The organism is Pseudomonas hamedanensis (genome assembly GCF_014268595.2).
In the GTDB taxonomy this organism is placed as follows: Bacteria; Pseudomonadota; Gammaproteobacteria; order Pseudomonadales; family Pseudomonadaceae; genus Aquipseudomonas; species Aquipseudomonas hamedanensis.
The window spans coordinates 5625001-5647103 of record NZ_CP077091.1; the positions used below are offsets into that span (position 1 = coordinate 5625001).

Genomic DNA, 22103 nt, shown 5'->3' on the forward strand with positions numbered 1-22103 from the left:
ACCGAGAAGATCGAACCGTTGAAAGCGCTATACATCACTGCGATTCCAACTCCTTCCAGGCTTCGATGATCTGAAGCAAGCCGCTGTCGAAAACTGCGTAACTCTTTGAATATCAAGGAGTTTTCCGTTTCGACTGCGCCGGAAGTGGGGCGAATTATAGACTTCCAGAATCTGCCGTCAACCGTTAATTTCGCTTTTCTTGAAGATTTTGCCTTTTAGCCAATAAACGCGGGATTCGACGTGTAACGGGGGGCACCCGCAACAACAGAAGCACACCGCCTATAAAGGCATAGATCGCCCACTCCTTGAGATCGGCACGCACAATCCACAGCATGTGCAGCAACCCCAAGCCCAGAATCACATAGGCCAACCGGTGCAGTTTTTTCCAGCGAATCCCCAATTGCCGCTGACTGTAGCGATTGGAAGTCACCGCCAGCGCCAACAATCCCAGAAAAGCCAACGCTCCGACAATAATGTACGGACGCTTGCGCAGCTCAACCCCCAACTGCGACCAATCGAACCCCAGGATAAAAGCCATATAGCTACATAAGTGCAGAACCACATACGCAAAACACCAAAGCCCCAGCTGCCGGCGAACGGCAATCCACCCCGCCCACCCGGTCAGTTTCTGCAAAGGGGTCATGCTCAGCGTGATCAACAGCAATACCAGCGTCCCCAGCCCCAACCGATCTACCAGCACCTTACCCGGATCAGGCCCGAGCAAATCCGCAAAAGCCTGATAGAACCACAGCAACGGCCAGATCGCCGCCGCAATGAAAACGCCCACTCGCCAGAACGGATAACGCATCAGTAGTTCTTCCGCAGATCGAGCCCTGTATATAAAGAAGCGACTTCTTCCGAGTAGCCGTTGAACATTTGCGTGTCACGCACATTCGGTTTGAACAGACTGTTCGGCAATCGCCGCTCCCGCGCCTGGGTCCAGCGCGGGTGATCAACCGTCGGATTCACATTGGCATAGAAGCCGTACTCATCCGCGGCGATGCTTTGCCAGGTTGTCTTCGGCTGCTCACTGACCAGGCTGATCCGCACGATAGACTTCACGCTTTTAAAGCCATATTTCCACGGCACCACCAACCGCAGCGGTGCGCCGTTCTGATTCGGCAGTTCCCGGCCATACATGCCCACAGCGAGGATGGCCAACGTGTTCATTGCCTCGTCCAGGCGCAAGCCTTCGACATAGGGCCAATCAATCAAGGCAAAACCGGAGCGCTGCCCGGGCATGCTCTTGGGATCCTGCAAGGTTTCGAAGCGGATGTATTTGGCCTTTGAGGTCGGCTCGACTTGCTTGAGCAACGCCGAGATGGGAAAACCGATCCAGGGGATGACCATCGACCACGCCTCGACACAGCGCAGGCGATAGATACGTTCCTCAAGTTGATAAGGCTTCATGAAATCTTCAAGCGCATAGCGTCCCGGCTTACCCACCTCTCCGTCTATCACCACGCTCCACGGTTCGGTTTTCAGCGATCCGGCGTTCGCCGCCGGGTCGCCCTTGTCGGTACCGAACTCATAAAAGTTGTTGTAGTGAGTAGCGTCCTTATAAGGCGTGATCGCCTCATCCTTGACGCTGACCGCGCCCCACTGGGTAGAAGGAAGCTTTTCGGCGAACCAGGCCGGCGCTTTGCCCGGTTCAACAGCGGAGTAACGAGAAGGATCCGCGGCACTGGCCCAACGCGGCAGGCTGCTGACAGCAATACCGGCGGCGGTAGCACCGAGCAGTTGGCGACGGGAAAGATAGATGGATTCGGGCGTGACATCCGACTCATGGCAGTCAGATGCTTTGGGGATCTTGATCAACATGACAACTCCGCAGCTTTGGAGGACAGGTGCACCCATAGACTGCGGAGTATGCGGGAAATTACATCACTCGGCGTTTTTGTGACGACGAAGGCGCAACAGGTATTGCACCGGGCCGGAAGCAGCGTAGGCGAGGAACACCAGCAGCAGAATGCGCGGCGGATCGCTGAACACAACCGCGAAGACCAGCACCACGGCGAGGATCGCCACGAACGGCACACGCCCTTTCAAGTCCAGCTCCTTGAAGCTGTTGTACTTGATGTTGCTGACCATCAACATGCCGGCCGCCGCCACCATCAACGCAACCAGGAACGACATCTTCGAACCCTGAATGCCATAGTCGCTGAATGCCCAGACGATACCCGCCACCACACCCGCAGCTGCCGGACTGGCCAGACCGATGAAGTAGCGCTTGTCTGCCGTACCCACTTGAGTGTTGAAACGCGCCAGACGCAACGCCGCGCCAGCTACATAAATGAAGGCGACCATCCAGCCGACCTTGCCCATGTCACCCAATGCCCAGCCGAAAGCCAGCAATGCAGGCGCGACGCCGAAAGCAACCATGTCTGACAGGGAGTCATATTCGGCGCCGAACGCGCTTTGCGTGTTGGTCATGCGTGCAACCCGACCGTCGAGGCCGTCGAGCACCATGGCAACGAAAATCGCGATCGCGGCGAACGCGAAGTACTTGCTCGCATTCGCCGAGTCGCCGGCACTCAAGGCCGCCTGGGCGCTCATCGAGTTGATGATGGAATAGAACCCTGCGAACAGGTTAGCGGTGGTGAACAGGTTCGGCAGCAGATAGATACCACGATGCCGGACTTTACGACCTTCAGCGTCGTGCCCTTCTTCGATGTGTTCATCGATGGGCAGGAGGCTTTCGGCGTCGGAAGCCTTGTTCGGCTCTTCGGGACGTTCGCTCATGGACATTACCTTGCAACGGTGTGGAAAAAATTCGACAGAGGCTTGAGGACGACAGTTCGGCCACAAACGATGCAGCTTTATACCAGAACCGCCGTCTCAAACGAAAAAACGCGGCCAGGGCCGCGTTTTTTCATACAAGGGACGCTGACTCAGTTTTTGGCTTTGTCGACGATCTTGTTGGCACCGATCCACGGCATCATGGAGCGCAGTTGCTCGCCGATGATTTCGATACCGTGAGCGGCGTTGTTACGACGCTTGGCGGTCATCGAAGGGTAGCCGGTTGCACCTTCGCTGATGAACATTTTGGCGTATTCGCCGTCCTGAATACGTTTCAGGGCGTTGCGCATGGCCTGACGGGACTCGGCGTTGATGACTTCCGGACCGGTCACGTACTCGCCGTACTCGGCGTTGTTGGAGATCGAGTAGTTCATGTTGGCGATACCGCCTTCGTACATGAGGTCAACGATCAGCTTCAGTTCGTGCAGGCATTCGAAGTAGGCCATTTCCGGCGCGTAGCCAGCTTCAACCAGGGTTTCGAAACCGGCTTTGACCAGCTCAACGGTGCCGCCGCACAGAACGGCTTGTTCGCCGAACAGGTCGGTTTCAGTCTCGTCCTTGAAGGTGGTTTCGATGATGCCGGTACGGCCGCCACCAACGCCAGCGGCGTAGGACAGTGCAACGTTCTTCGCGTTGCCCGAGGCGTCCTGATAGATCGCGATCAAGTCAGGGATACCGCCGCCCTTGACGAATTCGGAACGCACGGTGTGACCCGGAGCTTTCGGCGCGATCATGATCACGTCGAGGTCGGCACGCGGAACAACCTGGTTGTAGTGGATCGCGAAGCCGTGGGAGAAGGCCAGGGTGGCGCCTTTCTTGATGTTCGGCTCGATTTCGTTCTTGTACAGCGAGGACTGGAATTCGTCCGGGGTCAAAATCATGACCAGGTCGGCAGCCGCCACAGCAGAAGCAACGTCAGTCACTTTCAGGCCGTGAGCTTCGGCTTTGGCAACGGTGGCCGAACCTTTACGCAGACCGACGGTAACGTCGACACCGGAGTCTTTCAGGTTGCACGCTTGAGCGTGACCCTGGGAGCCGTAACCGATGATGGCAACTTTCTTGCCCTGGATGATCGACAGGTCGCAGTCTTTATCGTAGAAAACTTTCATGAATTTCCCCTTATATCCGGCCGTTCAGGCCATGCGCTAATTTGGTTTAGATGCTGAGTACTTTGTCGCCGCGGGCAATGCCGGTCACGCCGCTACGGACGGTTTCCAGAATCGAAGCGGTGCCGATGGACTGAATGAAGCTGTCGAGCTTGTCGCTGGTACCGGTCAATTGAACGGTATACACGCTGGCGCTGACATCGACGATCTGTCCACGGTAGATATCGGTGGTGCGTTTGATCTCGGCGCGCTGGGCGCCAGTGGCCTTGACCTTGACCAGCATCAGTTCGCGTTCGATGTGAGCGCTTTCCGACAGGTCCACCAGCTTGACCACTTCGATCAGCTTGTTCAGGTTTTTGGTGATCTGCTCGATGACCTCATCGTGACCCACGGTGGTCAGCGTCAGACGCGACAGGGTCGGGTCTTCGGTCGGGGCCACGGTCAGGCTTTCGATGTTGTAGTTGCGCTGCGAGAACAGGCCGACTACGCGAGACAGAGCGCCGGGTTCGTTTTCCAGAAGCAAGGAAATAATGTGCCGCATGATTAGGTACGCTCCGTCTTGCTCAGCCACATATCGCGCATGGAGCCGTCTTTGATCTGCATCGGGTAGACGTGCTCGCTGGTGTCGACCGAAACATCGATGATCACCAGCCGATCCTTCATGGCGAACGCTTCGGCCATCTTCGCCTTCAAATCTTTCGATTCGGTGATGCGTACGCCAACGTGGCCGTAAGCTTCAGCCAGCTTGATGAAGTCAGGCAGCGATTCCATGTAGGAGTGCGAGTGACGGCTGCCGTAGCTCATGTCCTGCCACTGGCGAACCATGCCCAGCACACCGTTGTTGAGGATGACGATTTTCACCGGCAAGCCATACTGCAAGCAGGTCGACAGCTCCTGGATGTTCATCTGGATACTGCCTTCACCGGTGACGCAGGCAACGTCGTCGTCGGGGAAGCTCAGCTTGATGCCCATTGCGGCTGGCAGACCAAAGCCCATCGTGCCCAGGCCACCGGAGTTGATCCAGCGATTAGGCTTGTTGAACGTGTAGTACTGCGCCGCGAACATCTGGTGCTGACCGACGTCAGAGGTCACAAAAGCGTCGCCCTTGGTCACTTCGCAGAGGGTCTCGATCACGGTCTGCGGCTTGATCTTGCTGCCGTCGCCCTTTTCATAAGGGAACAGGCCACGATCGCCACGCCATTCATCAACCTGCTTCCACCAGCTGGCCACGGACTCCTTGTTCGGGGTCTCGCCGATTTCCTTGAGGATTGCGACCATTTCGGTCAGGACGCTCTCGACCGGACCGACGATTGGCACGTCGGCCTTGATGGTCTTGGAGATTGACGCCGGGTCGATATCGATGTGGATGATCTTGGCGTTCGGGCAGAATTTCGCCGGGCCGTTGATCACGCGATCGTCGAAGCGCGCGCCGACGGCCAGGATCACATCGGCATGGTGCATCGCCAGGTTGGCGGTGTAGCTGCCGTGCATGCCGAGCATGCCGATGAACTGACGGTCAGTGCCAGGGAAACCGCCCAGGCCCATCAAGGTGTTGGTCACCGGCAGATTGAGCATTTTGGCCAGTTCGGTCAGCGGTGCGGAACCGTTGCCGAGGATCACGCCGCCACCCGAGTAGAGCACTGGGCGCTTGGCCGCCAGCAGCATTTCGGCCGCCTTGCGGATTTGCCCGGAGTGACCGCGAACGGCCGGGCTGTAGGAACGCAGCTTGGCTTTTTTCGGGAAGATGTATTCGAACTTCTCGGCCGGGTTGGTCATGTCTTTCGGGATATCGACCACGACCGGGCCCGGGCGACCGGATTGCGCCAGGTAGAATGCCTTCTTCATGACTTCCGGGATTTCCGAAGCGTGCTTGATCATGAAGCTGTGCTTCACGATCGGCCGGGAGATACCGATCATGTCGGTTTCCTGGAACGCGTCGGTGCCGACCATGGTGCTGGGCACCTGACCGGAAATGATCACCATTGGAATCGAGTCCATATAGGCGGTGGCGATACCGGTGATGGCGTTTGTGGCGCCAGGACCTGATGTCACCAGTACCACGCCGGCTTTACCGGTGGCACGGGCGTAGCCGTCAGCCATATGGGTTGCCGCTTGTTCGTGACGAACCAGGATGTGAGTCACTTCCGGTTCTTTGAACAGGGCATCGTAAACATGCAGGAGAGCACCACCCGGGTACCCGTAGATGTATTTGACGCCTTCGTCACGCAAAAAGCGGACGAGCATCTCACCGCCAGATAAAAGCTCCACGTTGTTCACCTCTAAAACGCCAGAATACCGTCCACAAAAAGGGGCGGGTCTTAATAGGTTTACTTCTCGGCAGAGCATGAGCGACGGTGGTCGCCGACTACGTCAGCACTGACTGAGCAAGTATTGGGATCGTCCCAAGTGTTGCGGGCCTTTCCCACCCAGCGCGAGGTAACGCGTTGCGGGTGTAACAGGTCGGCGCGGATGTGCGCCTCATGATCTACCGAGTGGGTCTGCTTCTGGCAGTCCCTCTACAGCGGACTTTGGATTCTTCTGTTTCGCCCTCTGCAAGTCAAGTCGTCTGTGTGGTTAATTGTGGGTAAGCACATGAGAACGCAAGAAAAAACCTGAAAAGCGCTACTCTGTTAGCGTCAATTGCGCATTTTCAGCAAGGAATCAGCATGCGAACGCTCCTCCTGACTCTGTTAGTCGGCCTCAGCCCTTGGTGCTCGGCCGCTCAAATCTACAAATGGGTCGACGCCCAGGGTGTCACGCATTTCGATGCGCAGCCGCCTCAGGGGCAACCGTCCACCACCGTGCAAACGCCCTCCTCACCCGCGCCAAAACCAGCGCCGATGTCGGGCGGCGGGGTAATCGGTGATCAGAAAACCATCGATGACAAGGTCAAGAAACAGGTCGCCGAACAGCAGGCGCAGCTCAAGGCATTTTGCGAACAGGCACGCACGAATCTGGCGCAACTGCAGAACAATCCGCGGTTGCGTGAAGAGGTCGAGGGTGACTTGCGGCGCCTTGACGACGCGCAACGTCAGGAGCGCATTGTCGAAGCGAAGAAGCAGATTGCCGAGAATTGCTCGTAATCGCTGCGAAGGAGCTGTGTAGGAGCTGCCGAAGGCTGCGATCTTTTGACTTGTTGGAAGAGCAAGATCAAAAAATCGCAGCCTCGTTGCACTCGTCAGGTCCTACAGTCGCGTTCTGCGTGAAGCAGTGATCAGCAGGTCAAACTCTTTAAGCAGCACCTGCAACTGACGATCCTTGCCGCCAAGATTGCGCTGGGCAAATACCATTTCAGCCATTTCCTGAATCCCCGAGGCGTTCGGCAACGGCAGATCCTGTTCGAGGATCATCTTCATGCGTGGCAGGAGGATCCATTGCAGCCATTGCTCGAAGTCCAGCGTGTCGACCGAAAACGGCTCGACACTGCTGAGTGCTTCAGCCGACGGCGGGATCTCATCCCACCAGCCCTGGGTACGTAGTTCACGCTCGATCAGCAACAGCTGATCGGCGATTTTCGGGAAACGCGCATCCATCACAGCGAAACCTTGGCCTTCTGACGGGCCAGTGCGGCGCCGGCGGAATCGCCTTGCTTCTCACGGGCCTGAGCGATGATGTCCCACAGGCTGGCTTGCAGATCCGGGCGGCCGTTGGCCATGGTCAGTGCACGACGGGCGAATTGCTCGGCCTGCGGCGCATCGCCCTGGGCCATACGTACTTGCGCCAAGCGATAAAGCACTTGCGGCTCGCGCGGGGCGACACGCTGGGCACGTTCCAGACTGGACGACGCACCGTTGAGGTCGCCACCGGCCTGCTGCTGTTGCGCGGTGGTCAACAGGGCGAGCACCGGGCCGTCCAGCTGTTCATCCGCTGACAGGCCACCGCCACTGCTGGCCGAAGGGATGCCACTAGGCGACGACGGCATACTGTAGCTGCCCGAATTGACCGGCGCAGAGTCCACCGCCAAAGGGTTATACGGACCAGGCGTAATGCCGCCGGATGCCGGGCCTGGGACGATCGGCGAAGTGCTGATCGGCGCCGAAGTGGTCGCACCACCACCAGGCACCATGACCACGACACCGGTATCGCCCTGAGGAATCGCCTGAGTCTGGCCCTGTACCGGACGCTTCACCGTCGTTTGACGGAAACCGCCGTTGGCCGAAATGCGTTCGCTGTTGGACACGGCGGTACCGGAGTCGACCACCGGAATCGAACCACGCTGTACGGTAGAGCAGCCGCTGAGCAAAGCCACGGCGGTCACCGCTGGAATCAACCACTTGTTCACTTGAAGCCCTCTTTGCTTAATTCATCCAGCCCTTGACCCAATCCATCACCGACTCGCCGGAAGCGGGCGTTTCGCTCGCACACGCGGCGCCGGGTGGCGGTTCGCTGCCGCGAATATACGGCATCTGTACGGCGCCCGGGCAGTTGGCGTCAGAGCCTTGACCGGTACGTGAATCGACCCAGGCCTGGACGACGTTGTCCGGCTGCGGCATGTCCAGCGGCAGCGGATCGGCCTTGCGCATGAAACTGCTCCAGACTTGCAACGCACCGGTCGCCCCGGTGAACGGCGTCTTGCCGTTGTCATCGCGCCCGAGCCAGACCACCGCCAGCAGATCCTGACTGAAGCCGGCGAACCAACTGTCGCGCGAGTCGTTACTGGTACCGGTCTTGCCCGCCAGCGTCAGGGTCTTGGGCAGCACGTTATAAACCGAACTGCCGGTACCTTCACGCATCACCCGCTGCATGGCGTTCTGGATCAGGTAAATGGAGGCCGGATCGAAACGCTGTTCGATCTGGAACGGATAACGCTTGAGCGGCTCGCCATCGGCGGTCAGTACGCTGCGAATCCCGCGCATCGGCGTGTTGAAACCGCCATTGGCTAGGGTCTGGTACATCGTCGCCACTTCGATCGGGGTCATGCCACCCGCACCCAGCAGCATCGACGGGAACGCCGGAAACTCACGCGTCACGCCCAGGCGAGCGAGGGTCTTGAGCACATTCGGCACGCCGACTTCCAGGCCCAGGCGCGAGGTCGACAGGTTGTAGGAATGCGCCAGGCCCTGGTAGAGAAACACCGTGCCATGGGAGCGACGATCGTAGTTCTGCGGCTTCCACACCTGACCGTTGGCCCCCTTGACCGACAGCGGATCGTCCGACAGCCAACTGGTCAGCGTGTACTGGCTCGGTTTTTCCAGCGCGGTCAGATACACCGCGGGTTTGATCAACGAGCCAATCGGCCGGACGGCATCCAGCGCACGGTTGAAACCGGCGTAGCTGGCCTGACGGCTGCCGATCATTGCCTGGACTTCACCGGTTTCCGGGTTGGTCACGACCATTGCCGCTTCCACGTCATCGGAACCCTTGCGCCCGGCCAGACGCTTGAAGGTGTCGTTGACCGAGGCCTCGGCCTTCATCTGCAGAATCGGATCGAAACTGGTGAAGATGCGCAGGCCTTCTTCGGTCAAGTCTTCGTCACGATAGTCTTCACGCAACTGACGTTTGACCAGATCGATAAAGCCGGGGAAAGAGCTGTCGGCGAGCTTGCCGCGGGTCGTCACGCCCAGCGGCATTTTTTTCGCCGCTTCGACTTGCTCCGCAGTGGCCACGCCTTGCTGCTCAAGCACGTCGAGTACCAGGTTACGCCGTTCAAGGGCACGTTCCGGGTTGCGTCGCGGGTTGTAATAGGACGGACCTTTGACCATGCCGACCAGCAACGCAACCTGATGCAGCTTCAATTCGGACAAGGGCTGGCCGAAGAAGAACTGGCTGGCCAGACCGAAACCGTGCACCGCACGCTGCCCGTCCTGACCGACGAAGACTTCATTGAGGTAAGCCTCAAGAATTTCCTTCTTGTCGTAATGCAGCTCCAGCAACATCGCCATCATTGCTTCGGTGAGCTTGCGGCTCAGGCTGCGTTCGCTGGTCAGGTAGAAGTTTTTCACCAGTTGCTGGGTCAGCGTACTGCCGCCCTGGGTCATCTTGCCGCCGGAGGTGTTGATCCACACCGCACGGGCAATCGACTTCGGCGACACACCCCAATGGCTATAGAAGTCGCGGTCTTCGACGGCGACCAGGGTTTCGAGCAGGTAAGGCGGCACCTGATCGAGCTTGATCAAGATGCGGTCTTCAAGATTCTTGGGGTAGATGCCACCGATCAGCAGCGGCTCCAGACGCACCACCGACAATTTCGAGCCGTTGGTCGCCGACAGCTCCGCCACGTAATCACCGGAGAAACGCACCCGCACCGGCTGGGCTTTTTCCAGGCCTTCGTAGAACTGGAAGCCACGGGTATTCAGATCGACCGTATTGCCGCTGACGGCGGCGGCGCCGGGACCGTTGCTCACGGCTTCGCGGCGATAGCCGAGGGCGTCGAGTTCGGTGAGGAAATCGTCCTTGCTGAGCTTCTGTCCGACAAACAGCTCAAGCGGGCGCGCGTAGACCTTGGCCGGAATGGTCCAGCGCTTGCCGGAGAACTTCTCTTGCACCACGGCATCGAGGTAGACGGCGAAGCCGGCCAGCACTACAAGGCCGACCAGACTGAGTTTAATGGCCCAGCTCAACCACGGGTTCATGCCCTTGGCTGGTGGTTTTTTCTTGGTACGGGGGGATCGGGATCGAGTCATGGCGGCGGATTATACGCACTTTATTGATCCTCAACAGGCACGCTCCGAGGTTTGCGTCAGGCGGGCAAGCAGCCATAATGGCCGCCTCGAATCTCCCCCGTCTCTGAAGGATCGCCCGTGAGCCAGTCCCTGATCGCTGCCCTGCAAAACCCGGCCCTCTACCCGCATCCCGTCGAAGGGTTTCAGGTCATCGAAACCCATATTTCGTGGGTCATTCTCACCGGGCCCTTTGCCTATAAAGTGAAAAAACCGGTGAATTTCGGCTTCCTCGACTTTACCGGCCTGGACGCCCGCGCGCATTTCTGCGCTGAAGAGCTGCGCCTGAATCAGCGCCTGACCGATGATTTGTATCTGGAAGTGTTGCCAGTCACCGGCAGCGTCGAAGCACCGTTACTGGGCGGCGACGGCCCGGCCATCGAATACGTGCTGAAGATGCGTCAGTTCCCACAGACCGGTTTGCTCAGCACCCTTCAGGCCAACGGCGAGCTGACCACTCAGCACATTGATGCGATGGCCGAGCAGATTGCGCACTTCCACCTCAACGCACCAAAAGTCCCGGCCGAACACGACGCCGGCACCCCGGACAGCGTGATGGCGCCGGTCCGACAGAATTTCGAACAGATCCTGCCGTTCCTCAGCGACAAGAACGACTTGCTGCAACTTGAAGCCTTGCAAGCCTGGGCCGAAAGCAGCTTCGAGCGCCTCAAGCCACTGCTCGCCCAGCGCAAGGCTGACGGTTTCACCCGTGAATGCCACGGCGACATTCATTTGGGCAACGCCACCGTGATCGATGACAAGGTGGTGATTTTCGACTGCATCGAATTCAACGAACCCTTCCGCTTCACCGACGTCTACGCCGACACTGCGTTCCTGGCGATGGACCTGGAAGACCGCGGACTGAAATCGCTGGCCCGGCGTTTCATCAGCCAGTATCTGGAACTGACCGGCGACTACCAGGGCCTGGAAGTGTTGAACTTCTATAAAGCCTACCGCGCGTTGGTGCGCGCCAAGGTGGCCTTGTTCAGCATGCCGGCGGACGCGACGGCGGTGCAGCGCGCCACTACCCTGCGCCAGTACCGCAACTATGCCAACCTCGCGGAAAGCTACAGCACCATTCCTTCGCGCTTCATGGCGATCACCCACGGCGTCTCCGCGGTCGGCAAGAGCCATGTGGCGATGCGCCTGGTCGAAGCGCTGGGCGCGATTCGTCTGCGTTCCGACGTCGAGCGCAAGCGCCTGTTCGGTGAACAGACCGTTGCCAATGACGTGCAGGCCGGCATTTACAGCGCCGAGGCCAGCGCCGCGACCTACGCGCGTCTGCATGAAATCGCCGAAGTGATCCTGCACGCCGGTTTCCCGGTAGTGATTGATGCCACTTACCTCAAGCGAGAGCAACGTGACAGCGCTGCAAAAATCGCCGAGGCCACCGGCACGCCGTTCCTGATTCTCGACTGCAACGCCCCACAAGCGGTCATCGAGAGCTGGCTGGCGCTGCGTCAGGCCGATCAAAAGGATCCGTCCGACGCCACCCTGGCAGTGATCGCGGCGCAGCAGGCCAACCGCGAAGCGCTGACGCCGGAAGAAATCCTCCGGAGCAAACGCGTGCAGACCAATGAATCCGGCACGCTGGACACCGTGGTCGCGCAGATCCGTCAGCGCCTGCCAGGTCTGTAAGAAACTATTTCGGCCGTGAAGCCCTCGCTCGCTTCACGGCCGCCAAATAGTGGCACTATACTGGCGCCATAAAACCAACAGGTGATCTGACATGAGCCAGCCGAAACTTCTCGACACCCCGCTGTATGCCTTGCTGCACAAAGATGACATCGCCGGTTTCAACAAGGAGCGTCCACAGGACGGCCCGATTGACATGGTCGGCGGCGACTTCCGTGGCCTCGACCTGCGTGAACTGAACGCCGATGGCGTGGATTTCCGGGACGCCTACTTTCGCTCCGCCGATCTGCGCGGCATCGATTTCCGTAAGGCTTCGCTCGAAGGCGCCAGCCTGGCCCACGCACAGATTTCCGGTGCGTACTTCCCGCCGGAGCTGAGCGCGGACGAGATTCTCATGTCGATGAATTTCGGCACGCGGTTGCGGTATCGCACGCGCTGAGATTCATGTTCAGCACCTGACACTACCCCCCCCATGTAGGAGTGAGCCTGCTCGCGATAGCGGTTTAACATTCAGCAAATGTGCTGTCTGTCAGTCCGTCATCGCGAGCAGGCTCACTCCTACTGTTATATGTGTTACGCCACGCCCTTCTGCGTTCGCAGATCTTTCCTCCCTTTCTTAGAAGCATTTGCGTCGAATCCGACCAAACAACCACGCTTTTCCTACTGATGGCTACACTCCTGAGAAGCTCGCCCACGCTCCATTCGGCCGTCGCAAGGAGGCTTGATGAATGATGAACTGCAACACCTGAAAAATCTTGGCAAGACGTCGGCGCAATGGCTGCATGCCGTGGGCATCCACAGCGCCTCGGACTTGCGGCGCCTGGGCGCGGTGGACGCCTATCGGGCCGTGCGTACCCGTGGGTTTCGTGCATCGAAGGTGTTGTTGTATGCGATCGAAGGCGCGCTGATGGATGTGCACTGGAACGACATCCCCGCCGAACGCAAGGACGCCCTGAACAAGCAGCTCGACGCCATCTCTTCACGCCACAAGAATTGAGCGGGCATTGTCGTCATGTATGTACTGGGGGAACAATCGGCGCACGCCGATGCCTTGATCAATCGTTTGCAGAACATGCCCGCGCAATGGCTGCTGGGTCTGACACCGTGCGGGCCATTGCTCGAACTGCAGGCAACAGAAGACCTGATGGCGCAGTTGCCCGCCGACCAGTTGTTTCTGCTGGAGGACGGCGTGATCAACGGCGGTATCGGCACGCGGGTGCTGTTTTATTGGCAGGAAGGCGATCTGATTGGTCTCCAGCAAGGTGAGGCGTGGGCCGACTGCCGCTTGTGCGCAGAGGGACCATTGCGCTTGCTGCCCTACAGACGCAGCGAGGTGTTACTGCACTTGTTTGCCGACAGCGGCCGTTGCGAGCAGTTTTTGCAATATCTGCTGGGACAGATGGGACTTCTGGCCCATGCCGTCGCTGACCTCAAGCCCCGAGAATTTCGCAGTACCCACGGTTTCAAACGGGTAGAAGCCGGGGAAACCCTGATCCATCAGGGGGACGCCGCCGATCATGTGTTTGTGATCATCGATGGGCACGCCGAGGCGTTTGTGGACGGGCACAAGGTCGGTGAGGTGCTTAAGGACGAGATCTTCGGCGCCATGGCGCTGTTCACGGGCGAGCCACGCAATGCCACGGTCGTCGCTCGCGAGCCGAGTACCGTCATGCTGATTCCCGGCGATCATTTTTTGAGCATGACCCGCACCAACCCGAAGATCGCCCACAGCCTGATCGAGAGCATGGCGCGGCGCATCGGCCAATTGAACCGGCAACTCACGCAAACGGCACCGCTCGATCGGTAATACCGATCCCCAGGTTTTCGCGGGATGACGGGCGACTTCAACGCCTGAAACAAATAAATACGGAATCAGTTGTTGACTCGATAATGAGAATCGCTATGATTATCACAACTGGTCGCGAGATCAGTCGATATTCTGAAAAGCCCTTGGTTCGGACTCTCAGATTATCTCCTCATCAGGCTAATCACGGTTATTTGACCCGGTTTTTACCGGGTCTTTTTTTGCCTGCGGAAAAGTCATCGGACCAACTGTTGACGCATCTGTGCACAATAATCCTGCGCTGGCATGGCAGCGGTGTACCAGACGTAATCGGCCATCGCCTGCGTGACTTCGGCGCCCCGCTCGGCCAGCATCAGCACGCTCGGGGCCTGCGCGGCGCCCAGGTCGAGCATGTGCAGCGGCACGCCGACATCCTTACGGGCGTGCCATGCACCGGCCAACAGAACCGAAGGATGCGGCGCCGCCATCAGCTGTTCGGCCATGCGCCGGTCGCGCTGTTGCTGAACAGCAAGCATCGCCGGCATTTGCGACTCGGGCAGCAGACCACAGTGGGAATCGCTGACTTGCTCCAGCAACGTCGCCTTCACCGCCTCAGCATTGCTGAGCGGGCCGCTCAAAGCGGGTGGATTGCGATAGACGCTACGGACCTCGGCGTTATCAAGATTTGCCGCCAGCAGCGGATACGGTTGTGCGAGCGCGAATCGCACAATCGGCCCGTAAAGCTTCCAGTCCCAGCCTTCCTGCCAAGCCAAGGCAGCAGGAAGATCGGCAGGGAGCGCGGCGGACTGGCGCAACCTGGCGATCCTGGGCTGTTGATCGGGCGTAAGCATTTCCAGCAACAGACTGCCTTGCGCGCGCTGCTCACCCAGCGCCTGCAACAGCCATAACTGCACCGCGTGGTGCTCGGCATTGTCATGCTGCTCGCCGACAATCACTCGCTCGGAGCTGGCCAGGCGCTGAATCAGCGCTTGCGCCGTCAGCACCTGGCCGCTGCGCAAATCGCGAATCTCGCCGTCGACGGGCGGCGGCGCAACAACATGCTGGCACCCGGTAAGCCACACCACCGCCAACAGCCACATCCGGCGCATGCAATCTCCTCGACATTCCAGTCAGCGGGCGATGATCAGCGGATGCCCGCGCTCCGGGTGCGGTTGCACCAACACGTCCAGCCCGAACACGGCCTTGAGCGAATCCGGGCGCAACACTCGCTCAGGCGTGTCCAGCGCTACCGGGCGCCCAGCTTCAAGCAGCAAGACCCGATTACAATAACGCGCCGCCAGATTCAAATCATGCAGGATGACCAGCACCGCCGCGCCACGGCCGGCAAACTCGCGCACCGCGTGCAAGGTCGTGTGCTGATGCAGCGGGTCGAGCATCGACGTCGGCTCATCCAGCAGTAGCGTTTGCCCCGCCTGCCCCGGCCAGAGCTGGGCCAGCACCCGCGCCAGATGCACGCGCTGGCGCTCGCCACCCGACAACGCCAGATAACTGCGGCCGCTCAGGTGCCCGGCGTCTGCCGCGGCCAGCGCGGCGGCGATAATCTCGTCATCGCGCACCCGACCGCTCTGATAAGGCAACCGGCCCATGCCGACCACTTCCTCGACACGAAAGGCGAAATCCAGCGTCGATGCCTGCGGCAGCACCGCCAGACGCTGCGCCCGCTGTGTGCCGTTCCAATGATTCAACCCGTGCCCATCGAGGCAGACCGCGCCTGAGCTGGGCGCCAACTCACCGCACAAGGCTGCGAGCAAGGTACTTTTACCGGCACCGTTCGGCCCGAGTACGCCAAGCACTTCGCCCGGTTCGAGCTGGAGCGTGACGTCACTGAGCACAACCTTGCGGCCACGCTGAACGTGCAGATGGTCGGCGCGCAACATCAGGCTCGCCCTCGCAGCAGCAGGTAAAGAAAGAACGGCGCACCGATAAACGCCGTGACGATACCGATCGGCAACTCCGCCGGCGCCAGCGCCAGACGCGCCACCAGATCGGCCAGCAACAGCAGGCTCGCGCCCGCCAGCACCGAGGCCGGGAGCAACACGCGATGATCGGGACCGGACAACAAGCGCACCAGATGCGGCACCACCAGCCCGACAAAACCGATCATCCCCGCCGCCGCCACGGCCGCGCCGACACCCAGCGCGGTGCAGAACACCAACTCGCGCTTGAGCCGCTCGACATCGATGCCCAGATGCCCGGCCTCGGATTCACCCAGCAGCAAGGCATTGAGTGCCTTGGCCCGGCGCGGCAGCCACGCTGCCACCGCAGCGCTGATGATCAGCAATGGCCACAGCCGCGCGTAACTGGCGCCATTAAGGCTGCCAAGGTTCCAGAACGTCAGCGTGCGCAACGTCGCATCGTCGGCCAGATACGTGAACAGCCCGACCGCCGAACCGGCCAGTGCCGTCAGCGCGATGCCCGCCAGGAGCATGGTCGCCACATGGGTCTGACCATTACGCCGGCCGAGCCGATAAACCAGCGCCGTTACACCAAGCCCGCCGAGAAATGCGCACACCGACAATAAATAGGGGCCGAACGCTTCCGGCAAACCGCCAAAAAAAGAGCCGCCGACAATCGCCACCGCAGCACCCAGCGCCGCACCACTGGACACCCCGACCAGCCCCGGGTCCGCCAGCGGATTGCGAAACAGTCCCTGCATCGCCACGCCGGACAACGCCAGCACCCCGCCAACCGCCAGCCCGAGCAACGTACGCGGCAGACGAATCTGCCCGACGATCAACTCAGCCTGCTCCAGACCTTCCGGCGCCAGCGGCACGCCGAGCATGCGCAATGCCGCGCGCAGCGTATCGAACAGCGGCAGGCTGACCGGTCCCAGCGCCAGTGACAGCCAGATCGCCAGCAAACACAGGAGCGCCAGGCCGATAAACAGCGCGCGAGGTTTGACCAATCTGGTCATTGGTCGCTCTTGGCCGGATAGAAACTGTCCGACAAGGTTTTCAACGCTGCCGGCAGACGCGGTCCAAGCCCGCCGACCAGCAACGTCGGATCCAGCTCCAGCACGCGCCCGGCCTTGGCCGCACGACTGCCGGCAAGGATCGGGTTTTCCTTGAACAGCGCAGCTTTTGCCGCCTCACCGGTGAGTGCCCGGTCAGCAAAAACCAGCACTTGCGGATCAAGACCGGCGAGTGCCTCTACCGAAAACGCCTTGTAGCCGGTGTGCGTCGCCAGGTTATGCCCGCCCGCCTGTTGCAGCAGCCAATCGGCCGCGGTGTCCTTGCCGGCGATCAATGGCTTGCCGCCGGCATGCCCGAGCAACAGCAGAACGCCCGGGGCTTTCTGTCGAGTTTGCGCTTGAGCGACTCGCGCCTTTTGCGCAGCGAGTTGCTGTTGATACGTTTGCAGCAACCGCGCCGCCTGTTGTTCCGCACCGAGCAGTTGCCCGAGTTGCGTCAGCGTATTTTCCAGCGTTGGCAGGTCAGGCTCGGCCGAGAACAACTGCACCTGCACCTTGGCCGCTTTCACCTGTGCAAGCACCGGCGGCGGGCCCATTTCCTCCGTGCCGATCAGAATGTCCGGGCGCAGGCTCAAGATGCCCTCCGCGGACAGGCTGCGCTGATAACCGATGCTCGGCAGTGCCTTCAGCGATTGCGGATGCTGGCTGGTGGTGTCGACACCCACCAGTTTCGATTCGCCGCCCAGCGCGCTGACCCATTCCGACAACGCGCCGCCGGCACTGACCCAGCGTTGCGGCAAATCCGCCGCTGCGGCCTGGTGGCTGACAAACAGGCCGACACACAGCACAGCAACGCGAGCACTCAGGCGCATACACAGCTTCCTTGAATAAGGTTTCCCGGGCATCCGGACGACAGGCCAAGTATCCTCGGCCTCTGCCCGATCCCCGTGGGAGAAGGCCGCCATTTGATAATTGTTTGCATTTAAACGTCAAGCTCGGACATATCCAGACACGAGCGGACACTTGAGGATAGCCATGAAGTTTCTCTGCGCCGGGGTCGATCTGGTCGAGGCCGGTAGTCGCGGTTTCGATATCGACGGGAAAAAGCTGTTTGCCGTGCGACGTGGCGGGCAGGCCTATGTCTACCTCAACCGCTGCCCGCACCGAGGCGTCGGGCTGGAATGGCAACCCGACCAGTTTCTCGATCCGAGCAACAGTCTGATCCAGTGCGCCACCCACGGCGCCCTGTTTCTGATCGAGGACGGTGAATGCGTCGCCGGCCCCTGCGCCGGGCAAGCGTTGACGGCGATTGTCTGCCGCGAAGATGCGCAAGGGCTGTGGATCGACGTTTAACCGTTGAGCAATACGTCGAGACGGCGATCAATGACCATCTCTTGATGATCCAGGCGCACGCCATACGCCAGCACCTCGACGCCACAAGCGACCGCTTCGAGAAGCGCATCGGCGTAGGCCGAGTCGATTTCCCTGGCCGGACGCACGGCCTCAATCCCGGTGAGATTGACGCAATACAACTGCACCGCGCGGATCCCGTCCCGTGCCAGATGCGCCAGCTCACGCAAATGCTTGGCGCCGCGCTGGGTCACCGCATCGGGAAACGCGGCCACGGCCGTACCGTCGAAGCCCAGCGTGACGCTTTTCACTTCGATATAAGCCGGGCCACTGGGGTATTCGAGGCGGAAATCGATGCGGCTCTTTTCCTGCCCATAAGCCACTTCCCGCTTCAAAGCGGTAAACCCGGCCAATTCGGTAATGACGCCGGCCTGCAACGCTTCCTCGACCAGTCCGTTGGCGCGCCCGGTGTTCACGCAAAACAAGCGCCCCTGTGGGGTTTCGCCGATTTCCCAAGTGCCGGGCAATTTGCGTTTCGGGTCGTTGGAGCGACTGAACCAGACTTGCCCGCCCTCGACCTGGCAATTGAGCATCGAACCGGTGTTCTGGCAGTGGATGGTCAGCAATTCGCCGCTGACGGTTTCGATGTCAGCGAGAAAGCGCTTGTAACGGCGGATCAGCCGCGCCTGTTCCAGCGGTGGATAAAAACGCATCAGTTTTGCCAGCTCTTCAAACCCCGGGCGATGCGCTCCACCGCTTCCTGCAAGCGCGCAAGGTTTTGCGTGTAGGCGAACCGCACATGGTGGCTGGCCTGATAGCGGCCAAAATCCAGGCCTGGGGTGAAGGCCACGTGTTCTGTTTCGAGGAAATGTTGGCAGAACGCGAAGGCATCGCCGCCAAACTGGCTGATATCGGCATAAAGATAGAAAGCGCCTTCAGGCTCGACGGCAATGTTGAAGCCCAGCTCGCGCAACGCCGGCAGGAGGAAATCCCGTCGGCGGCCGAATTCAGCGCGGCGTTCCTCGAGAATCGTCAGCGTATCGGGCTCAAAACAGGCCAGAGCCGCGTGCTGCGCCATGCTCGGCGCGCTGATGTAGAGGTTTTGTGCAAGTTTTTCCAGTTCGCCGACCGCCGCGTCCGGCGCCACCAGCCAGCCGAGACGCCAGCCGGTCATACCGAAGTACTTGGAAAAACTGTTCAGGACAAACGCATTGTCATCGACTTCGAGCACGCTGGCGGCATCGGTGCCGTACGTCAGACCGTGGTAGATCTCATCCACCACCAAATGGCCGTGCCGCGCCTGGATGGCTGTGGATAACCCGGCCAGCTCGGCACGGGTCAGAATCGTCCCGGTCGGGTTGGCCGGCGAGGCGACCAGCGCGCCGACACTGTCATGGTCCCAGTGCCGCTCGACGAGGTCCGGGGTCAGTTGATAGCGCACGTCCGGCCCGACCGGCACCAACTGCGCCGCACCTTCAACCAGACGCAAAAAGTGCCGGTTACACGGATAGCCCGGATCCGCCAGCAGCCAGTGCTTGCCGGGATCGACCAATAACGCGCTCGCGAGCAGCAGCGCGCCAGAACCACCGGGCGTGATCAGGATCCGGCGCGGATCGATATTCAAGCCATAGCGCGACTGGTAAAACCCGGAAATCGCCTCACGCAGCTCAGGAATGCCGCGCGCCGCGGTGTAACGGGTCTTGCCCGCGGTCAACGCGGCTTGTCCGGCGCGAATGATCGGCTCGGCAGTGGTGAAGTCCGGCTCGCCGATTTCCAGGTGAATCACATCGTGACCGTCGGCCTGCAGTTCGTTGGCCCGCGCCAGCAGCGCCATTACATGGAACGGTTCGATCGCACGACTGCGCGCACTGTAGGGGGCCATTGGATTGCCTTCGACGGAAAAAAGAGTCGATTCTACCCATCTACCGGAACGAGCGAGAACCCGCAGCGGTCACAGCCTCAAGAACACTGGACTGTAACGAGATGAGCGTTCGCTCCAGGATTGACTAAAATCACTGATTGAACAGGTCTGCATCCCACCAGACACGACTTGCCAAACATCTGCAAGCGCCACCCGCCGGGGCCTCGACATCCGGGAGTAGCGCCGGCTGAATTGATCTGGTAAGTTCGCCCGCTTGCAGCCGCAGGGCCGGCAGGTGTCGGTGATGGAGCTTCCTGCGCAATGGATTACAAGAGTAGAGGCGGTCTATTTCATGTCCACCCAAGCAAAGCAACAGCAGCAAGCGACGATCAGCGGCTTCGAACCTTACGTTCCGAAGGCGGGTGAAGAGTACATGGGCGCTCCGATGCGCGCGCATTTCACCAAGATCCTGAACAAGTGGAAACTGGACTTGATGCAGGAAGTCGACCGTACGGTTGATCACATGAAAGACGAAGCGGCCAACTTCCCTGACCCGGCCGACCGTGCCAGCCAGGAAGAAGAGTTCGCCCTCGAACTGCGCGCCCGCGACCGCGAGCGCAAGCTGATCAAGAAAATCGACAAGACCCTGCAACTGATCGAAGACGAAGAGTACGGCTGGTGCGAGTCCTGCGGCATCGAGATCGGCGTCAAGCGCCTCGAAGCCCGTCCAACAGCGGATCTGTGCATCGACTGCAAGACCCTGGCGGAAATCAAGGAAAAGCAGGTCGGCAAGTAATTTCGGCCTGAACAGCAAACGGAGCGTGCGAACGCTCCGTTTTTGTTTGTGCGGTTTGCCTGCCGCCCCGCCTCTTGACTGCCTTTGTGGGAGGGGGCTTGCTCCCGAATGCGGCGTGTCATTCGACATCAAAGGTGTCTGAATAGCCGCCTTCGGGAGCAAGCCCCCTCCCACAGAGGTAATGTGCCGAATCCCGAAAAAATTGTATTTTCTCTCATGACCGCCAAAACCTCCCCCGCCTACATCGGCCGTTTCGCCCCCACCCCCAGTGGCCACCTGCACTTCGGTTCGCTGGTCGCTGCGCTGGCCTCCTACCTCGATGCCCGATCGGTGGGCGGCCAATGGCTGGTGCGCATGGAAGACCTTGATCCGCCGCGCGAAGAGCCCGGTGCGCAAGCGGCGATTCTCAAGGCCCTGGAAAGTTACGGCTTCGAATGGGACGGCGAAATGGTGCGCCAGAGCGAGCGGCACGCGGCCTATGCCGAAGTGCTCGACAGCCTGTTCAATCACGGTCTGGCTTACGCCTGCACCTGTTCGCGCAAACAACTTGAGCCGTATCACGGGATTTATCCCGGCTTTTGCCGCAACGCCGGCCATGACCAGCAAGATGCGGCGATCCGTCTGCGCGTGCCGGAACTGGAATACCACTTCATCGACCGCGTGCAGGGCGAATTCCGCCAGCATCTGGGCCGTGACGTTGGCGACTTCGTGATCCGCCGCCGCGACGGCCTCTACGCTTATCAACTCGCCGTGGTGCTCGACGATGCCTGGCAAGGCATCACCGACATCGTGCGCGGCGCCGACCTGCTCGACTCGACGCCCCGCCAGTTGTATCTGCAAGAGCTGCTGGGCCTGAAACAACCGCGCTACCTGCACCTGCCGCTGATCACCCAGCCCGACGGCAACAAGCTCGGCAAGTCCTACCGTTCACCGCCGCTCGAAGCCGATCAAGCCACGCCGTTGCTGCTGCGTGCCCTGCGCGCACTGGGGCAAAAACCCGGCAGCGAACTGGCCTGCGCTTCGCCGCACGAACTGCTCGCCTGGGGCAGCACTCATTGGGATGCGGACAAGATTCCACGCACACTGACGCTGCCTGAAGCGCAACTGCAATGACGACACTTGCAGTCGCGCGCCCATCCGTTACCATCGCCGCACGTTTTCGGGCACGCGCATAAAAAAGAG

The 22103-nt window shown here is 60.2% G+C and carries 23 protein-coding genes; 8 read left to right on the forward strand and 15 right to left on the reverse strand.

What is annotated here, in order from left to right; all coding sequences use genetic code 11:
* Positions 1 to 184: 184 nt before the first annotated feature.
* The 6 genes from msrQ to HU739_RS24645 form a co-directional block, all read right to left on the reverse strand.
* A complete protein-coding gene (gene msrQ, locus HU739_RS24620; RefSeq protein ID WP_186546931.1) occupies positions 185 to 808 on the reverse strand; it encodes a protein-methionine-sulfoxide reductase heme-binding subunit MsrQ in 624 nt (207 codons plus the stop codon).
* Positions 808 to 1821, reverse strand: coding sequence for a protein-methionine-sulfoxide reductase catalytic subunit MsrP (gene msrP, locus HU739_RS24625; RefSeq protein WP_186546930.1), 1014 nt, complete (start codon positions 1819 to 1821; stop codon positions 808 to 810). The genes msrQ and msrP overlap by 1 nt, the downstream gene beginning before the upstream one ends.
* A 63-nt stretch (positions 1822 to 1884) precedes the next feature.
* On the reverse strand, positions 1885 to 2742 hold the full coding sequence (gene pssA / locus HU739_RS24630) for a CDP-diacylglycerol--serine O-phosphatidyltransferase (RefSeq protein ID WP_186546929.1): 858 nt from the start codon (positions 2740 to 2742) through the stop codon (positions 1885 to 1887).
* A 149-nt stretch (positions 2743 to 2891) separates the two neighbouring features.
* Positions 2892 to 3908 (reverse strand): ketol-acid reductoisomerase, encoded by a 1017-nt coding sequence (gene ilvC, locus HU739_RS24635; protein ID WP_003228216.1) that lies wholly within the window; start codon positions 3906 to 3908, stop codon positions 2892 to 2894.
* A gap of 46 nt (positions 3909 to 3954) precedes the next feature.
* On the reverse strand, positions 3955 to 4446 hold the full coding sequence (ilvN, locus tag HU739_RS24640; protein ID WP_003176102.1) for an acetolactate synthase small subunit: 492 nt from the start codon (positions 4444 to 4446) through the stop codon (positions 3955 to 3957).
* 2 nt (positions 4447 to 4448) lie between these two features.
* Positions 4449 to 6173, reverse strand: coding sequence for an acetolactate synthase 3 large subunit (locus HU739_RS24645; RefSeq protein WP_186546928.1), 1725 nt, complete (start codon positions 6171 to 6173; stop codon positions 4449 to 4451).
* 398 nt (positions 6174 to 6571) lie between these two features.
* Between HU739_RS24645 and HU739_RS24650 the strand changes: the two genes are divergently transcribed.
* Positions 6572 to 6988, forward strand: a complete 417-nt coding sequence (locus HU739_RS24650; RefSeq protein WP_186546927.1) for a DUF4124 domain-containing protein — start codon at positions 6572 to 6574, stop codon at positions 6986 to 6988.
* A gap of 102 nt (positions 6989 to 7090) precedes the next feature.
* On the opposite strand, the gene HU739_RS24655 is transcribed toward HU739_RS24650, so the two are convergent.
* Genes HU739_RS24655 through mrcB form a run of 3 tightly spaced genes read right to left on the reverse strand, consistent with a single transcriptional unit; the run spans position 7091 to position 10528 of the window.
* Positions 7091 to 7438: a YqcC family protein gene (locus HU739_RS24655; protein WP_186546926.1), complete on the reverse strand. Its 348-nt coding sequence runs from the start codon at positions 7436 to 7438 to the stop codon at positions 7091 to 7093.
* Positions 7438 to 8187: a hypothetical protein gene (locus tag HU739_RS24660; protein WP_186546925.1), complete on the reverse strand. Its 750-nt coding sequence runs from the start codon at positions 8185 to 8187 to the stop codon at positions 7438 to 7440. The genes HU739_RS24655 and HU739_RS24660 overlap by 1 nt, the downstream gene beginning before the upstream one ends.
* A gap of 16 nt (positions 8188 to 8203) precedes the next feature.
* Positions 8204 to 10528: a penicillin-binding protein 1B gene (gene mrcB, locus HU739_RS24665; protein WP_186546924.1), complete on the reverse strand. Its 2325-nt coding sequence runs from the start codon at positions 10526 to 10528 to the stop codon at positions 8204 to 8206.
* A gap of 117 nt (positions 10529 to 10645) precedes the next feature.
* On the opposite strand from mrcB, the gene HU739_RS24670 reads away from it, so the two are divergent.
* The 4 genes from HU739_RS24670 (at position 10646) to HU739_RS24685 (ending at position 14006) form a co-directional block, all read left to right on the forward strand.
* Positions 10646 to 12202 carry a bifunctional aminoglycoside phosphotransferase/ATP-binding protein gene (locus tag HU739_RS24670; RefSeq protein WP_186546923.1) on the forward strand — a complete coding sequence of 519 codons (1557 nt, stop codon included), beginning with the start codon at positions 10646 to 10648 and terminating at the stop codon, positions 12200 to 12202.
* A gap of 91 nt (positions 12203 to 12293) precedes the next feature.
* The gene (locus HU739_RS24675) at positions 12294 to 12638 is read left to right on the forward strand and encodes a pentapeptide repeat-containing protein (protein ID WP_186546922.1); all 345 of its coding nucleotides are present in this window, start codon (positions 12294 to 12296) and stop codon (positions 12636 to 12638) included.
* Between the two features lie 285 nt (positions 12639 to 12923).
* A complete protein-coding gene (locus HU739_RS24680) occupies positions 12924 to 13196 on the forward strand; it encodes a TfoX/Sxy family protein (protein WP_064392505.1) in 273 nt (90 codons plus the stop codon).
* Between the two features lie 15 nt (positions 13197 to 13211).
* Complete coding sequence (locus HU739_RS24685) at positions 13212 to 14006, forward strand: Crp/Fnr family transcriptional regulator (RefSeq protein WP_186546921.1); 795 nt, start codon at positions 13212 to 13214, stop codon at positions 14004 to 14006.
* Between the two features lie 233 nt (positions 14007 to 14239).
* Here the strand turns inward: HU739_RS24685 and HU739_RS24690 are convergent, their stop codons facing one another.
* From HU739_RS24690 to HU739_RS24705, 4 genes are read right to left on the reverse strand one after another with little or no spacing between them, the layout of a single operon-like run.
* Positions 14240 to 15091, reverse strand: a complete 852-nt coding sequence (locus tag HU739_RS24690; protein WP_186546920.1) for a ChaN family lipoprotein — start codon at positions 15089 to 15091, stop codon at positions 14240 to 14242.
* A 21-nt stretch (positions 15092 to 15112) separates the two neighbouring features.
* On the reverse strand, positions 15113 to 15835 hold the full coding sequence (locus tag HU739_RS24695) for a heme ABC transporter ATP-binding protein (RefSeq protein ID WP_407681968.1): 723 nt from the start codon (positions 15833 to 15835) through the stop codon (positions 15113 to 15115).
* A 44-nt stretch (positions 15836 to 15879) separates the two neighbouring features.
* Positions 15880 to 16863 (reverse strand): FecCD family ABC transporter permease, encoded by a 984-nt coding sequence (locus HU739_RS24700; protein WP_186546937.1) that lies wholly within the window; start codon positions 16861 to 16863, stop codon positions 15880 to 15882.
* Positions 16864 to 16913: 50 nt separating this feature from the next.
* Positions 16914 to 17786 (reverse strand): heme/hemin ABC transporter substrate-binding protein, encoded by an 873-nt coding sequence (locus tag HU739_RS24705; RefSeq protein WP_186546918.1) that lies wholly within the window; start codon positions 17784 to 17786, stop codon positions 16914 to 16916.
* 163 nt (positions 17787 to 17949) lie between these two features.
* Here HU739_RS24705 and HU739_RS24710 point away from each other — a divergent pair, with 163 nt between their 5' ends.
* On the forward strand, positions 17950 to 18267 hold the full coding sequence (locus tag HU739_RS24710; protein WP_186546917.1) for a Rieske (2Fe-2S) protein: 318 nt from the start codon (positions 17950 to 17952) through the stop codon (positions 18265 to 18267).
* Here the strand turns inward: HU739_RS24710 and sfsA are convergent.
* Positions 18264 to 18977: a DNA/RNA nuclease SfsA gene (sfsA, locus tag HU739_RS24715; RefSeq protein WP_186546916.1), complete on the reverse strand. Its 714-nt coding sequence runs from the start codon at positions 18975 to 18977 to the stop codon at positions 18264 to 18266. The two genes, HU739_RS24710 and sfsA, sit on opposite strands and share 4 nt — an antisense overlap.
* The gene (locus tag HU739_RS24720; protein ID WP_186546915.1) at positions 18977 to 20146 is read right to left on the reverse strand and encodes a pyridoxal phosphate-dependent aminotransferase; all 1170 of its coding nucleotides are present in this window, start codon (positions 20144 to 20146) and stop codon (positions 18977 to 18979) included. Before HU739_RS24720 ends, sfsA begins: the two co-directional genes overlap by 1 nt.
* A gap of 331 nt (positions 20147 to 20477) precedes the next feature.
* Here HU739_RS24720 and dksA point away from each other — a divergent pair, with 331 nt between their 5' ends.
* Both dksA and gluQRS read left to right on the forward strand, forming a co-directional pair.
* Complete coding sequence (dksA, locus tag HU739_RS24725) at positions 20478 to 20921, forward strand: RNA polymerase-binding protein DksA (protein ID WP_101157646.1); 444 nt, start codon at positions 20478 to 20480, stop codon at positions 20919 to 20921.
* Positions 20922 to 21137: 216 nt separating this feature from the next.
* Positions 21138 to 22034 (forward strand): tRNA glutamyl-Q(34) synthetase GluQRS, encoded by an 897-nt coding sequence (gene gluQRS / locus HU739_RS24730; protein ID WP_186546914.1) that lies wholly within the window; start codon positions 21138 to 21140, stop codon positions 22032 to 22034.
* The last annotated feature ends 69 nt before the right edge of the window (positions 22035 to 22103 follow it).

Excerpts from the sequence above, each read along its gene's own strand:
- sfsA (WP_186546916.1), bottom strand. The coding sequence starts at position 18,977 with ATGCGTTTTTATCCACCGCTGGAACAGGCGCGGCTGATCCGCCGTTAC.
- HU739_RS24720 (WP_186546915.1), bottom strand. The coding sequence starts at position 20,146 with ATGGCCCCCTACAGTGCGCGCAGTCGTGCGATCGAACCGTTCCATGTA.
- HU739_RS24675 (WP_186546922.1), top strand. The coding sequence starts at position 12,294 with ATGAGCCAGCCGAAACTTCTCGACACCCCGCTGTATGCCTTGCTGCAC.
- HU739_RS24680 (WP_064392505.1), top strand. The coding sequence starts at position 12,924 with ATGAATGATGAACTGCAACACCTGAAAAATCTTGGCAAGACGTCGGCG.
- pssA (WP_186546929.1), bottom strand. The coding sequence starts at position 2,742 with ATGAGCGAACGTCCCGAAGAGCCGAACAAGGCTTCCGACGCCGAAAGC.
- HU739_RS24650 (WP_186546927.1), top strand. The coding sequence starts at position 6,572 with ATGCGAACGCTCCTCCTGACTCTGTTAGTCGGCCTCAGCCCTTGGTGC.
- mrcB (WP_186546924.1), bottom strand. The coding sequence starts at position 10,528 with ATGACTCGATCCCGATCCCCCCGTACCAAGAAAAAACCACCAGCCAAG.
- HU739_RS24655 (WP_186546926.1), bottom strand. The coding sequence starts at position 7,438 with ATGGATGCGCGTTTCCCGAAAATCGCCGATCAGCTGTTGCTGATCGAG.
- HU739_RS24705 (WP_186546918.1), bottom strand. The coding sequence starts at position 17,786 with ATGCGCCTGAGTGCTCGCGTTGCTGTGCTGTGTGTCGGCCTGTTTGTC.
- HU739_RS24710 (WP_186546917.1), top strand. The coding sequence starts at position 17,950 with ATGAAGTTTCTCTGCGCCGGGGTCGATCTGGTCGAGGCCGGTAGTCGC.
- ilvN (WP_003176102.1), bottom strand. The coding sequence starts at position 4,446 with ATGCGGCACATTATTTCCTTGCTTCTGGAAAACGAACCCGGCGCTCTG.
- gluQRS (WP_186546914.1), top strand. The coding sequence starts at position 21,138 with ATGACCGCCAAAACCTCCCCCGCCTACATCGGCCGTTTCGCCCCCACC.
- ilvC (WP_003228216.1), bottom strand. The coding sequence starts at position 3,908 with ATGAAAGTTTTCTACGATAAAGACTGCGACCTGTCGATCATCCAGGGC.
- HU739_RS24690 (WP_186546920.1), bottom strand. The coding sequence starts at position 15,091 with ATGCGCCGGATGTGGCTGTTGGCGGTGGTGTGGCTTACCGGGTGCCAG.
- msrQ (WP_186546931.1), bottom strand. The coding sequence starts at position 808 with ATGCGTTATCCGTTCTGGCGAGTGGGCGTTTTCATTGCGGCGGCGATC.
- msrP (WP_186546930.1), bottom strand. The coding sequence starts at position 1,821 with ATGTTGATCAAGATCCCCAAAGCATCTGACTGCCATGAGTCGGATGTC.
- HU739_RS24685 (WP_186546921.1), top strand. The coding sequence starts at position 13,212 with ATGTATGTACTGGGGGAACAATCGGCGCACGCCGATGCCTTGATCAAT.
- dksA (WP_101157646.1), top strand. The coding sequence starts at position 20,478 with ATGTCCACCCAAGCAAAGCAACAGCAGCAAGCGACGATCAGCGGCTTC.